At 38.7% G+C, this 13480-nt stretch carries 15 protein-coding genes; 7 read left to right on the top strand and 8 right to left on the bottom strand.

The window, feature by feature from the left end; translation table 11 throughout:
• Positions 1 to 54 precede the first annotated feature (54 nt).
• The 4 genes from pdxA to L3V46_RS17930 are packed head-to-tail and all read left to right on the top strand — an operon-like array spanning position 55 to position 3619.
• Entirely contained in the window at positions 55 to 1026 is a 972-nt protein-coding gene (gene pdxA, locus L3V46_RS17945; RefSeq protein WP_004819213.1) for a 4-hydroxythreonine-4-phosphate dehydrogenase PdxA, read from the top strand.
• A 49-nt stretch (positions 1027 to 1075) separates the two neighbouring features.
• Positions 1076 to 1930 carry a hypothetical protein gene (locus tag L3V46_RS17940; protein ID WP_004819215.1) on the top strand — a complete coding sequence of 285 codons (855 nt, stop codon included), beginning with the start codon at positions 1076 to 1078 and terminating at the stop codon, positions 1928 to 1930.
• Between the two features lie 27 nt (positions 1931 to 1957).
• Entirely contained in the window at positions 1958 to 2770 is an 813-nt protein-coding gene (gene rsmA, locus L3V46_RS17935; protein ID WP_239046405.1) for a 16S rRNA (adenine(1518)-N(6)/adenine(1519)-N(6))-dimethyltransferase RsmA, read from the top strand.
• Positions 2771 to 3619, top strand: coding sequence for a symmetrical bis(5'-nucleosyl)-tetraphosphatase (locus L3V46_RS17930; protein WP_239046404.1), 849 nt, complete (start codon positions 2771 to 2773; stop codon positions 3617 to 3619).
• A gap of 130 nt (positions 3620 to 3749) precedes the next feature.
• Here L3V46_RS17930 and L3V46_RS17925 read toward each other — a convergent pair whose 3' ends face one another.
• The 5 genes from L3V46_RS17925 to hflX form a co-directional block, all read right to left on the bottom strand.
• Complete coding sequence (locus L3V46_RS17925; RefSeq protein WP_004819219.1) at positions 3750 to 4196, bottom strand: DUF2147 domain-containing protein; 447 nt, start codon at positions 4194 to 4196, stop codon at positions 3750 to 3752.
• 70 nt (positions 4197 to 4266) lie between these two features.
• The gene (locus L3V46_RS17920) at positions 4267 to 4710 is read right to left on the bottom strand and encodes a DUF2147 domain-containing protein (protein ID WP_004819221.1); all 444 of its coding nucleotides are present in this window, start codon (positions 4708 to 4710) and stop codon (positions 4267 to 4269) included.
• A 94-nt stretch (positions 4711 to 4804) separates the two neighbouring features.
• Positions 4805 to 5473 (bottom strand): LrgB family protein, encoded by a 669-nt coding sequence (locus tag L3V46_RS17915; RefSeq protein WP_004722933.1) that lies wholly within the window; start codon positions 5471 to 5473, stop codon positions 4805 to 4807.
• Between the two features lie 9 nt (positions 5474 to 5482).
• Positions 5483 to 5854 carry a hypothetical protein gene (locus tag L3V46_RS17910; protein ID WP_034610058.1) on the bottom strand — a complete coding sequence of 124 codons (372 nt, stop codon included), beginning with the start codon at positions 5852 to 5854 and terminating at the stop codon, positions 5483 to 5485.
• Positions 5855 to 5897: 43 nt separating this feature from the next.
• Positions 5898 to 7229: a ribosome rescue GTPase HflX gene (hflX, locus tag L3V46_RS17905; protein WP_239046403.1), complete on the bottom strand. Its 1332-nt coding sequence runs from the start codon at positions 7227 to 7229 to the stop codon at positions 5898 to 5900.
• A gap of 349 nt (positions 7230 to 7578) precedes the next feature.
• On the opposite strand from hflX, the gene L3V46_RS17900 reads away from it, so the two are divergent.
• Positions 7579 to 8391 (top strand): lysophospholipid acyltransferase family protein, encoded by an 813-nt coding sequence (locus tag L3V46_RS17900; protein WP_105713267.1) that lies wholly within the window; start codon positions 7579 to 7581, stop codon positions 8389 to 8391.
• A 141-nt stretch (positions 8392 to 8532) separates the two neighbouring features.
• Here L3V46_RS17900 and L3V46_RS17895 read toward each other — a convergent pair whose 3' ends face one another.
• Positions 8533 to 10161, bottom strand: a complete 1629-nt coding sequence (locus L3V46_RS17895; protein WP_209826772.1) for a phospholipase D family protein — start codon at positions 10159 to 10161, stop codon at positions 8533 to 8535.
• A 162-nt stretch (positions 10162 to 10323) separates the two neighbouring features.
• Between L3V46_RS17895 and L3V46_RS17890 the strand changes: the two genes are divergently transcribed.
• The gene (locus tag L3V46_RS17890; RefSeq protein WP_239046402.1) at positions 10324 to 11334 is read left to right on the top strand and encodes a metallophosphoesterase; all 1011 of its coding nucleotides are present in this window, start codon (positions 10324 to 10326) and stop codon (positions 11332 to 11334) included.
• Positions 11335 to 11350: 16 nt separating this feature from the next.
• Here L3V46_RS17890 and L3V46_RS17885 read toward each other — a convergent pair whose 3' ends face one another.
• Complete coding sequence (locus L3V46_RS17885) at positions 11351 to 11932, bottom strand: DUF4366 domain-containing protein (protein ID WP_239046401.1); 582 nt, start codon at positions 11930 to 11932, stop codon at positions 11351 to 11353.
• A 141-nt stretch (positions 11933 to 12073) separates the two neighbouring features.
• On the bottom strand, positions 12074 to 12832 hold the full coding sequence (locus L3V46_RS17880; RefSeq protein WP_239046400.1) for a ribosomal protein L7/L12: 759 nt from the start codon (positions 12830 to 12832) through the stop codon (positions 12074 to 12076).
• Between the two features lie 211 nt (positions 12833 to 13043).
• Here L3V46_RS17880 and L3V46_RS17875 point away from each other — a divergent pair, with 211 nt between their 5' ends.
• Complete coding sequence (locus L3V46_RS17875) at positions 13044 to 13412, top strand: ribonuclease E inhibitor RraB (protein ID WP_004722917.1); 369 nt, start codon at positions 13044 to 13046, stop codon at positions 13410 to 13412.
• Positions 13413 to 13480: the final 68 nt, after the last annotated feature.

The raw sequence follows: 13480 nt of genomic DNA, 5'->3' as shown, positions 1-13480 counted from the left end.
ATAATTTAGAACCGATGTATACTATCTATGCAAGGTCTGTTAAAAGAGTTCTAGATGCTTCCTTTATATATAACCAGTGGTGAGCCTGCTGGCATTGGCCCAGATATTTGTTTAGATTTGGCAGATCGTATTGATGATCGTCCAGTTGTTGTATTGGCTGATATCAATATGTTGAGGGATCGTGCCAAAATTTTAAACAAAAGCGTTCAGCTTATTGAGTATCAAGGGCAGAGGGAGTGTTTGGCTCAAGGTCAGCTCTATGTGGAACATGTTCCTTTAGCCGTGGATGTTGTTTTAGGGACGTTAAACTCGCAAAACTCTGCATATGTGATCGAACAATTACGCCGAACTGCATACTATGCCATGCAAGGACTCAGTGTTGGTGTTGCTACAGCGCCAGTACAAAAGTCAATTATCAATGACGCAGGGATCCACTTCAGCGGTCATACGGAATATTACCAAGAGTTTGCTGGTGTGGAACGTGTGGTCATGATGCTTGCAACAAAAACCTTAAGAGTCGCTTTAGTGACCACGCATTTACCGCTGCGTGACGTTGCAGATGCCATTACCAAACAGCGTCTCCATCAGGTGATTGATATTCTTATTCATGATTTAAAAACAAAATTTAAAATTAATCATCCGCGTATTTTGGTGTGTGGCTTAAACCCGCATGCTGGAGAGGGTGGCTACTTAGGTCATGAAGAAATTGATACGATCAATCCAGTGCTTGAAAGTTATCGAGCGCAAGGTATAGACATGAGTTTAAGTATGCCTGCTGATACTTTATTTACTGTGGATCATTTAAAAGGTACTGATGCTGTTTTGGCGATGTATCACGATCAGGGTTTACCTGTGTTAAAATCGCAGGGATTTGGCGAAGCCATTAATATTACTTTGGGTTTACCTTTTATTCGTACTTCAGTAGATCATGGCACTGCGCTCTCCCTTGCCGGTACAGGCCTTGCAAAAAGTTCAAGTTTGCATGTCGCTGTCGATTTAGCGCTTGATCTCGCTCGCTCGAATTAACTTTATTGAATAATAATTATTTAAATTTCAAACAAATGGAAAATGAGTAATGTCAATCATTAAGCATAAGAACAACCATATAAAACCACAATCCATGAAGCGTTGCATAAAAAATAGCATAGCGGCTGTATTGATCGCCTCTATGCTATCTGCTTGCTCGAACCTTGCAATGGATCACAGTGTATGTGATTTACGGGTTTTGTCACTGCAAATTCCAAGACAGTCACAAGATGTTGTGCAATATGCTGGTTCACTCACTGTAGATAATTTAAAGAACAGCCAAGAAAAATTTAATCAAGCATTGGCAATGGTGCATAAAAAATATGCGAATCATAGTGGCATGGATAAAATGCTTAAAGACGGAGAAGCAATCAATGCTAATATTGATCTTTTGGTAAAGCATAAAAGTAGTATAATTGCCATACAAGACCTCAATATCATCATTCAAGACACTATTCTTGATATTCAAGCTGAATACAATCTGTTAACGGATCAAATGATTCGAGCAAATTATCCCTCAGCTCAAGTCATCATCTCGAAAAATCAAGCTTCTATTGCTGATCGTTTTGCACGTTCAATGAAGAAAATATCTGAAGGTGATGAAAACGTTGTCTATAATATCGAAGATTTTTGGTCTGACCTTGATACATTTGATACTTATCTTCAAGCACAGCTTAAAGGTAATGCCGAATTAGGTATTGAACGTGTTAAAGATGCAGAGATGCGTCAGAGCTTACAATCAATTCAAGAAGATTATGCGAAGATCTTAGATCATCATGAGGCACTCGACCTGCTTAAAAAACGAGATACCTTAGTTGCTATATATCAAGCAACAAGGGAAAATTTAACTAAATCTGATGAAATCTTTAATAGCCTAAGCAAGTTAGAGTCGAATACGCAATAGTGGTCATCAATCAATGTGGAGAATTTTATGTATCAAATTAATGCCCTAAACCCTAAAGATGAAGGGCATCATACGCGTAAGCGTTTTGGACAAAACTTCTTACATGACCAACGTGTGATTGCCAAAATTGTTCGTTCTGTTGCCCCGCGATCAGGGGAAAATATTGTTGAAATTGGACCAGGTTTAGCTGCTTTAACTTCACCTTTAAATGGTGAATGTGATGCTTTGACAGTGCTAGAACTGGATCGTGACTTGGCAGCAGGCTTGCTGGGTCGAGTACCACATCCTGAACGCCTCACCATCATTGAAACTGATGCGTTAAAATATGATTTTACTGAATTATTTCAGGAAGGCCGTCCTTTACGTGTGGTCGGAAACCTACCTTATAATATTTCAACGCCTTTGCTTTTCCATCTCTTAGAATTTGGTGACAAAGTCAAAGACATGCATTTTATGTTGCAAAAAGAAGTGGTTGATCGTATTACCGCATCTCCAAACACCAAAGAATATGGGCGTTTGTCGGTGATGATTCAATACTTCTGCAAACCTACTTTCTTGTTTGAAGTGCCACCGGGATCATTCAATCCACCACCAAAAGTAACATCTGCGGTATTCCGTTTAGAACCTTATGCGACTAAACCAATTGTTGCTAAAAGTGAAAAAGCCTTGGCTCGTTTGGTATCGCATGTGTTTACCCAACGCCGAAAAACATTACGTAATAGCTTAAAAGGTATGTTGGTTGAAGATGGTTTTGAAAATGCTGGTGTAGATCCAATGGCACGCCCAGAAACCTTAACATTGGCTCAGTTTGTTGCATTATCTGACCAAATGGTGGCTTAAATGGCGCTGGAAAAAGTCAGATATAATTATGTGATTGGTGATGTACAAGGGTGTTTTGAAGCACTGAAAGCACTACTCAAAGAAATCCAGTTCGATGCTGATCAAGATTTTATTTGGTTTGCGGGCGATTTAATCGCGCGTGGTGAAAATTCAGTGGGTGCATTACGCTTTATCAAAAAATTATGCGAACAAGGCAATGCTGCGACAGTCCTTGGCAATCATGATTTAAATCTACTGGCGGTTGCACGTGGGATCAAAAAACTCAAAGAAAAAGACCAGATTGATGATGTTATTCATGCTTTAGAAAGTGATGAATTGGTTGATTGGTTGCGTAAACAGCCTTTGTGTTTATTTCCCAATGAAAAGACGATTTTGACCCATGCGGGTATCCCGAATATTTGGGATGCGGAAAAGACTGCCGCGTTGGCCAAAGAAGTAGAAGCAGTCTTAGCGCATGATGACTTTGCTGTGCTGGATTCATTTCTAAAAGAGATGTATGGCACTGAGCCAGATTTATGGGCAGATGATTTACAAGGTCATGCTCGCTTACGCTGTATTACCAATTATTTAACCCGTATGCGCCTGACTGATGCACAAGGTCGTTTAGAGTTTAGTTTTAAAGATGCTTTAGATGAGCCGATGCCAGCAGGTTTTCAGCCATGGTTTAAGTTTGAATCACAGACAGCAAAAACTCATCAGATCGTTTTTGGACATTGGGCAGCGTTGCAAGGTGAGCGCATCAATGCGCAAATCCAAAATGTAGATGGTGGCTGTGTTTGGGGGCATCACCTGCTGGCTTATCGACTAGAAGATCAAAAACTTTTTAGTGTCGATAATCCTGTTTTTTGATATGAATAAAGCCACAACATGTGGCTTTTATTTTGGGCAATATCACGAGATTCAAGCATAGTGTCAATGCGCCATTTTCAATGATTTTAATCTTTTAAATGGCGAATTTATCTATCAATTAAAAAGCAAATTATTCTTGTCGAATCCATGTCTGACTTCGACCAATCAGCGAAATACCAAGATAGCCACGTAAGGTCAGGCGGTTTCCACTTGCATTTAAGCGGGCTTTGCCATGATAAATTTTTCCTCCGCGAGGATCCAGAACTTCACCACCAATATAGCTGTTTGGGTTGTTTGGATCAGCTTTTAACTTTTGTAAGATGGTTAAGCCAATAATGGGTTTATTGGTAAAGGGTGCGGGGCAATTGCGACATTGTGTTAAAGCAGCTTCGCCGGGTGCAGGAAAATCTTTAATGATTTTCCCGACATAAGTATCATCTTTTAGTTTCTCGATTTGAATATGTGCACGAACATAACCTGTTTTATCATCAACAGTGCGCCATGTGCCAGTGATGTCAGCTGCATGTGTCCAGCTGATCATTCCCAGTAGCATACAACTGAAAATTCCTTTTTTCATAAGCATACCTATTTTCTTTTAAGTTTAAATGTTGTGATAAGTTTAAATGTTGTGATCAGTGAATAAGACCTTATTCACGAATCCAAGTTTGACTACGACCAAGTGCAGACACTCCCACATAACCTCTTAACATTAAGCGATTACCGTTTGAGTTGAGTTTGGCTTTCATGGAATAAATTTTACCTGTAAGTGGGTCAATAATTTTTCCACCAACATAATCTTCTTCACTGGTTTGTTTGAGATTTTTAAGAACATCCATACCTAAAATGGGTTTATTGGTATAAGGCGCTGGACAGTCTATACAGGTTTCTTTTGGAGTATAACCAGGACGTGGGGTAATTTTGATGATTTTACCGGTATATGTGCCATTGGCTTCTTTGCGTATTTCAAGCACAGCTTTAGATGAGCCAGTTTTATCATCGATATTTTTCCAAGTACCAGTGATATCTTTTGCCATACTGCTACAGCTTAAAACAGAAAATAATGTCCCTAAGATGAACTTATTAAACCTCATTTATTGATTCCTTATCAAAATGGGGGAAAGAATAGTTCATCTTAAGCTGAATAATTACTCTAGGCAATCATGTGAAAAGTAAACTAAATCACATTTATTTTATAAAAAGTATGAAGGTTGGCAACCAGATGGCTGTGAACACCGCATTTACTGCCATTCCAAAGGCTGCATAACGACCTGCAACTGCGCCACGTTGCCAAGCTTGGGCCGTTCCGATGGCATGTGCAGCCAGTCCTAAAGCCAAGCCAGACGCGCGTTCATCATTAATATTACGTAAAATAATCGATGAAAATGCGGCCCCAATCACGCCTGATAAAATGACGATCAAAATCACTAATGTGACTGGTGAGTGCAATAAAGTTGCAATATTGATTGCAATTGGCGTAGTCACGGCACGTGTAGCAAAGGCCATAATGGTCGGTTCCGACATATGCAGTAAATAAGCCAAGCTCATGGGTAATGCGACAGCACTGATACTGGCAAACACCAAGATCCCGACAACAGATTTCAGTGGTAAATCATCATAACGCATTGCCGCTAATGGAATAGCCAAGGCCACAGTGACATAACCGAGTAGGTGGCTAAATAGACCATTCATATCAGTATTGTATTTTTCATAAGGAATTTTAAAGATCATTAAAATTCCAATCACAAAAAACATGCCAATGACCAGAAGCGGAATTTGAGGAAAGCGTTTATTAATTGGTTTCGCCGCCAAATAGGCAATTAGCGTGATTAAAAACCCAGTGAGTACACTTAACATATCAGCCTCCTATAGCCACTTCTTCGCCATTTTTGCATAAATCCAGAGTGGAATCAGTGTGCTGACAAACATCACAACCAGAAATAAGGGGATCTCTTTTCCCATACTGACCAGCATGATTAATGAACCCGCACATATCGGTAGGAAAGCAAAGCCACTTTCTCTCATTAATTTATTATTGGTATCGACCAAACGAGCAGGGATTTTTTTGAATCTACGCCATAAAACCAGCACAAACAGTAGGCTGAGTAGACCTGTTAAATTGCCCAATTCAGGATGATTAAATTGTGACATCACCAACACAGAAGCTTCACGAAAGAAGATGATAAGTCCTATTGTGAAGATCCATGCTTGCCAATCGATACCTTTTAACTGATCCATGTGTGTTTATTTATAAAAATTGATCTTTCACGTTTTAACCGATTTAGCGCTTTATTTCAAACTCTTCTAACGGCCTTTTAAATTGTTCTGCCTTATTGCCAAGGATTTCAACGAGCGGTAAATGTGCCTGATTGATGAGCTGTTCCAGTTTTTGTGGTGCCATGGCAACCACCAATTGTAAGTTGCCTTCATCATCATAATGTTCAGATTCGATGACATTAAGATCGTAAAGTTGATTTTTTAACTTGCCATAAGCGGGTTTTAATTGTAGTTCAAAACGTTGAATTTGGCCCATCAAACATTCATGTACCGCTTTACGTAACAAGTCTAAGCCTTGTTGTGTATGGGCTGAAACATAAACACGCTCAGGTTGGTGCGGTTTGGCATAAACGATTTTGGCTTCTTCTCCGCTTTGATCGATCTTGTTATAGACTCTTAATATTGGAACATCTGCGCCAATTTCATTTAACACCGTTTCTACGGCATCAATCTGTTCCATAACATCTGGACTACTCGAATCGATGATATGTAACAGTAAAGTGGCTTCTAAAGTTTCTTCCAAAGTTGCCTTAAAGGATTCGACTAAAGAATGAGCGAGATTGCGCACAAAACCAACAGTGTCTGCAAGAACAAGCGTGCCAATACCATCCCAATCTAAACGGCGTAAGGTTGGATCGAGTGTGGCAAATAATTGATCAGCTGCATAAACATCACTATTTGCCAAAATATTAAAAAGTGTTGATTTGCCTGCGTTGGTATAACCGACCAAAGATACAGTTGGAATATTGGCTTTTTGGCGCGCAGCACGGCCTTGAATACGTGTTTTTCGGACTTTTTCCAGACGATCTTTGAGCTGTTCCGTACGGATGCGTAATAGACGTCGATCTGTTTCAAGTAAGGTTTCACCAGGTCCACGTAGACCAATACCGCCTTTTTGACTGTCCAAATTGCTACGGCTGTGGACTAAACGTGAAGAAAGATGATCTAACTGAGCCAATTCAACTTGCAGCTTACCTTCATGGGTACGGGCACGCTGCGCAAAAATATCCAGAATCAAACCCGTACGGTCAATCACACGACATTTTAAAATACGTTCTAAATTACGTTCCTGAGCGGGTGACAGTGCTTGGTCGAAAATAACCAACTCCACTTCATCTGCCTCAACTTGTGCAGCAATTTCTTCTGCTTTACCTGAACCAATAAAGAATTTAGGATCGGGTTTAATCCGTTGTACGCTTAAATGCTCTAATATATCCGCGCCCGCAGATTTAGCCAGTAATCGAAATTCTTCTGCATCAAGATCTTCTAAGATTTGAACATTCACACTGACTAAAATGGTTTTTTCACCACCTTGATTTTGATCAAAGTATTCCACAGATTGTAAAACTCAGACATTAGATTAGAAAAATCATTCTAAAGGATATTCTGTGTTAAATCCTAAGCTGTATGCAAAGTATTGCAATAAAATTATAAATATATGAATTTATTGTGAAATCTTAATTTGGATTTTCCTGTTATGTTAACGGGGGAGTTAAAATTTAGTAAAAATCCATAGCTGCTTGATGGCGCGTAATTTTTGCCACAATTTAGCGTTGAGCTGATTTGGCTATTCATTTCGCACAGTAAATCAATGTTGTTGTCTTTAATGATGAATGCAAGTTGATTTAGATATGTATACAATAGTGTCAGTTTAATATGACATACATTTTGTTTAGTGAATATCTATGACTCAACAACAAGCAATCAAAAAGTCAAAATCATCGAAATTAAGTGCTTTATCTAAAGTCTTTTTGTACAGTAAAAAACTGGTATCAGGAACATCTGCTGTTGCAGAAGGCTTTTATCTGGTTTACCGCCATCAACTCTATAAAGATCCGAATAATCCTAAAAATACCCGTTATGTTCAGTATTTTTGTCGCCGTTTAAGTGAAGTATTTAATGTCGACGTGCGTGTACATGGCGATATTCCGCGTGAACCAGCATTGTGGGTGAGTAATCATATTTCATGGTTGGATATCGCTGTTTTAGGTTCAGGGGCACGGGTATTCTTTTTAGCGAAAGCTGAAATTGAAAAATGGCCAGTTTTTGGCAATTTGGCTAAAGGTGGTGGAACCTTATTTATTAAACGTGGTTCAGGGGATTCGGTGCGTATCCGAGAGCAAATCGCTGAGTTCTTAAGTAAAGATATTCCAGTGTTGTTTTTCCCTGAAGCAACCACCACAGATGGTTCAAAAGTTAAAAAAGTACATGGTCGGATCTTAGGTGCGGCAATCGAAGCCAAGAAACCCGTACAAGTCTGTGTGATTTGCTATGTAAATCAACATGGGCAATTAGATACCGTAGTGCCTTTTATTGGCGAAACCACATTTGTCGAACATGTCCAAGCTGTGCTGGAAATGCCAAAGGTTGTGGCGCATCTCAAAACCTTTCCGGCGATTGCAACAGAAGGGCATACTGTTGAAAGTCTGACGCAACAAGTGCAATTGATGATGCAAAAAGGTTTGGAAGATCTACAGAAAGAAGTCTTGCAGGGCTAAGCTTTGCTAAGGATCAAAAGCTTTTAGATCGTTTTAAGTAGAAGCGAAACTAGTTATGTCTCTGTGGTAAATGAGTATGATCTTTTAAGCGTGCATCATTTACCACATGAGATGATGATCATTTAAGGCAAAATGATCAGCTTACATAAAGCCCTCAATCGGTAACCAAGAAATCACCTTAATTCCTGCTTTTTGCCACCACTTCATTTTTGGCTCTTTTCTTAAAGTGACAATGCCTTGAGGCGTTTCTTTGAGCCAATTGATTTTATTCTGTGAATCTAAAACCAGCTTATAAGCATATTTTTTTAAATTATCATCCATAGTTTTATGTACGGCAATCGCCAACGGTGGACTGTTGATAATGACCCCAATCTCAGTATTTAAGTTAGCTGAACGTGGGTCGAAATTAAATGAGCCAATAAACACTTGTTTATTATCTACAGCCATCAGTTTGGCATGCAAACTAGAACGGCTTAAGCCTTTTAAGCTAACTTTGGCTTTCTTTGAGATTTCTTCTGAATTGGCATAGAGGTTTTCTTCAGAAACGGCAGGCAGAAACTCATAAAGCTCGACCCCATTTTTTAATAAGTTATCTCGATATTTTGCATAAAATGCATGCACCAACGCGACATCATTGGCTTTAAATGAATTGGTCAGGACACGTACTTTAACGCCCTCATCTGCCAACTCGACCAGTTTCTTTGCACCTTTTTTTTGCGGAACAAAATAAGCAGAAATCAGATCAACATTTTGAGTCGGGATATCTAAGCGTTTCACCATTTGAAAGTTAAGATGTTGTTCTTTTTTGGCCTTGGCCTGAATTTTATCTGGGGCATCTTTGACCACTTCTGCTTTGACCCAATCCAGTTGAATATTATGATTGAGCCATTGATCAAAAGCATGGGTGCGATTACTTAAATTCAAATAATTTTGAACGGTAATTTCTTGGTAATGGTGGGTCAATTGTTCTTTTAGACTGTCATAACGTAAGGTGTAGGTACTGTGATTGACAATATTTCTCACCGGATAAGCGTAGCTATGATTCCAGTATTCATCAAAGGAGTGGGTAATATCATCTACCGCTTGCCCCACCAACATCACATCTACATCTGAAAATTGGTAATTGTCACTGACGTTATAATATTGATTACTCATATTACGTCCACCAATTAATGAAATTTGATTGTCAGCAGTAAAGGTCTTGTTATGCATGCGACGATTGATACGTTTTAAATCCAGCACCATGTCTATGGGGCGAATACTTCTAAAACGGTAAGGGTTAAATAGTTTTACTTCAATGTTTGGGTGTTGATCTAAGGCGAGATAAACCCCTTCCATTTGTTTAGCATTATTATCATCAATCAGTAAACGAACTTTAACACCGCGATCTGCGGCTTCAATAATTTTGTATAAAGCCAATGAGCCAATTTTGTCATTGTCCCAAATGTAATATTGCAAATCTAACGTTTTTTGTGCTTTTTCAATCAAATTGATGCGTGCTGCGATCGCTTCTAGCGGATCATAAAGCACGTGATAACCGGTTAACTCTGGGTTTTGCGCTTTTAATGGAGAAATAATTTGCGCCAAAGGAGTGTCTTTGGTTTCTATATCGTAGGCATATTCGGGTTTAATATTTTCTTGTCGAGGAAGGGTTGAACAGGCAGAAAGGCTGAGTAATAGGCAAGAACCAATCATCACCCAAAATTTTGACACATGGTGATTGTGAGCTTTTTGCTGTAATTGGGTATTACGATTGATCGTTCTTTGCATAATATTTTCTAAGATTTCTCAGAGCTAGAGTATAATTGCCTGAGGATATATTGACAATTCGTCGATGTTTGCCGAAATGCAATCCATTTATGAAATGCCAATGTAGCCTTTTCAAAAGATAAATAAAGAGATGACAAGTACACGCGACTTGCGAGATCGAATATGTTTCCAACCCTAACTGTTACATCAATTTTTTATCTCTGCTTCATTGTGCTTGCGGTATGGGGAGTAAGCCAAGCCTGGTTAAGTCAATCTAGAACTGAAACGATCCATCCTTTTAAGTCTTTCGTCCATTTACTGGCATTCTACCTGTCTTATTTATTAATTCCGTTGTTATTTTTTAGCATTTATGCAGGATATATCGGAAAATTCTCATTACATGAAAGTATTTTTATTTTCTTACTCAGTGCGTTGTTGATTTATGCACGCTTTATTGAACCACATCGGGTTCATGTTCAGCATATACAATATTCGTTGGGGCAGGAGAAAACTTTTACTCAACCGATTAAAGTTGCGTTGCTTGCAGATTTACACATTGGTCTGTTTTCTGGACATGAGCGTCAGCTTAAAACAATTGTCAAAAAAATTAATTTGGCTCAACCCGATTTTGTCGTGGTTGCAGGGGATTGGACCTATGAACCTGAAAATAAATTGGTTGAAGAACTGGCGATTTTAAAACAGATCGAAGCTCCGGTTTATTCAGTAAATGGTAATCATGATGAGCAGTATCCAGGACCACCAATTCAAGCCTTATTGGCCAGTGCCTTAGAGGCCAATAACGTGATGGATATTGAAGGTAAAATTGTTGAATTTGATGATTTTCGCTTAATCGGTGTCGGGGACTTATGGGCAGGCAAGGCGGATATGCGTTATATGCCCGATTTACCTCAAGACAAACCGTGGTTAATTTTGTCACATAACCCCGATACGGTAGATATGGTGCCACAGTTGCCTACACGTCCGTTGATGCTGTCAGGGCATACTCATGGTGGGCAAGTTGAATTGCCGTGGTTGACCAGTTATGTAATGAAAAAAGTTTCTATTCTCGGTCATAAACGAGGCTTGTATCAGCATGAAAATGCCGATGTATTTGTCAGTGTCGGTACCGGTATGGTGGGTGTGCCTTTTCGGTTTAGAGTACCACCAACCATTGATATTATTGAGCTGCGTTAATTTTCGTACTGATCAATCATGTTTTAAAATAGTAAAAGGCTGCAATCCCAATCAAAACAAGAAACCCAATCAATAGCAGCATGCTGCTGGATTTATTCTGATGACTCAAGTCTTCTACCCCTGAGGTTTGAACCGAAGCGTGAGTTGGGCTTGTTGAATCATAAGATGAAGACTTTGCTTGTGATGAGGTATTTTGCGTCTGTCCTTGCATAAAATTTTCGGCAAATTTGGATAAAGCATCTGGTTGAGTCAAATCGATTTGGAATTGTTTTTTGATCTCTTGCCAGTCGGGATGTTGATCATTGATTTCAATGGTCTTACCATCCTGATTGGTCATTTTCACCGTACTTGATGAAAAGTTGAATTCAAAAGCGTTGCTTTCATTTTTTATATTCGGCATTTCGCCCGATAAAATTTGAGGGTTTGCTTTAAAAGCCTGAAGCGCATCTGATGATTCGTATAGGATGCGGACTAAATTTTTTGCTGCGGTTGGATCTAGTTGAAGTTGTGCAATAAGAAATTGCTCAGCTTGTTCTGTTTGATGGTGTTCAAGCAGATCAAGCAATGTTTGTAATTGTGTTTGATTCAATTGGTACATACGCACCTCGAATAATTTAAATGATGAGAACAATAGCGTTTAGTTGAATGGCTTTCTTTTAACTGTTTTAAACTTTATTCGTCATCTTGCATTGCATATTCAATCTTATTGCCATGTTAAATTTTATCGCGGTGTTGCATCTCATTGCTTGATAAAAAATTGATAGGCAATCACAGCAACAATCGCAATCACAACAAGCATAACAATAGGTAAGCCTTTTTTCTTGGTTTGATCTTCAATACCGACAGGTTGCGTTGTCACGCTGGATGGGCGGGGAATTGACTGAACATTATGTGTCGAATTGACAGCGCTATCAGGTGCTTTGGCTTTCATTGCAGCAATGTAGGCAGCAGCCGAATCATATGTTTCACCTTGCGAAAAATGACGCATAATTTCATCCCAGTCAGGATGATGTTCATCAATCAACACTTTTTGATGATCTTGATATAACACATAGATTTCACCAGTTTCAAAATTCGACTGAATTGCTTTATAGCGAGGATGCTGACTGTCATAAAAATCATCATCGAACTGAAACTGATTGATTGCTAAATTAGGATTTTCAGTGAGCTGTTCTACAAAGTCTTTGGCATCTTTTAGCCCAAGGTTTGAATGTTCCATGACCAGTTTAATCGCTTCAATTTTACGATTTTGTTGGATCAGGGCAAGAATGTCTTGTTGAGGAATTTGCAAGTGTATATCACGGGAACTATCACTTTGAGCTGTATCTGCAAATGCGAAGTTGTATGCGTTTTCTGTCAGATTTTCTACATAATCCTTGGCTTCTTTCAAGCCTAAATCTGAATGGTCTTTGACCCATTTAACTGCTTCAACTTTACGACCTTGTTGAATCAGTAACAGAATTTCTTGTCGTTGTTGTGGGTTAAAGTTTGGCATCATGCACCTTTCATTATTGGTTTAATCATCAATGAATATAGATCAACAATAGATATGAGTTTTTATTAATCATAGAATTAATTCAATTTTTATTACAAATTGATGCCAAATAAAAGTAGTAATTTGTGTGCGAATAGGCAATATTTTAAAACTGTCATAAAACTTTGCTATTGTAAAAGTCATAATATTTATAACCTTAAAAGAGGGCTTGGCCATGACTCGTGATTTTGAAAAATTCCCAGAAGATGATAACGGTAATCTACTTTGGCAAATGCACGAAGATGGTGATGATTTAGAAGAGGTACATGAAATCGAGTTTTCTGTGTATTTTAAAACACAAGAACTCGCTGAAAAATGTGCAATCTATCTTTTACACGAAGAGCAAAAAATTTCACTGTATTTGGATGAAGAAGTGCAACCCAATGAATGGGTGATTACGGTATATGTTCATCTGATTCCAGACTACGAAGATGTTGTTGATTTAGAGCAATGGTTTAGTAAAATTGCTGAGCAGTTTGAAGGTGAATATGATGGTTGGGGATGTACAACCTATATATTTGATGATGAAGACGATGAAGAATAACAGTCTTTAGATGACGCATATTGTTTTAAAAGCATATCCTTGTTGATATGCTTTTTTTTAAGTTTCAG

Origin of the sequence: Acinetobacter sp. AG3 (genome assembly GCF_022343575.1) — a bacterium.
Taxonomy (GTDB): domain Bacteria; phylum Pseudomonadota; class Gammaproteobacteria; order Pseudomonadales; family Moraxellaceae; genus Acinetobacter; species Acinetobacter guillouiae.
Note: the sequence above shows the minus strand (reverse complement) of the source record. Positions and strands in the feature narration are given on the sequence as shown.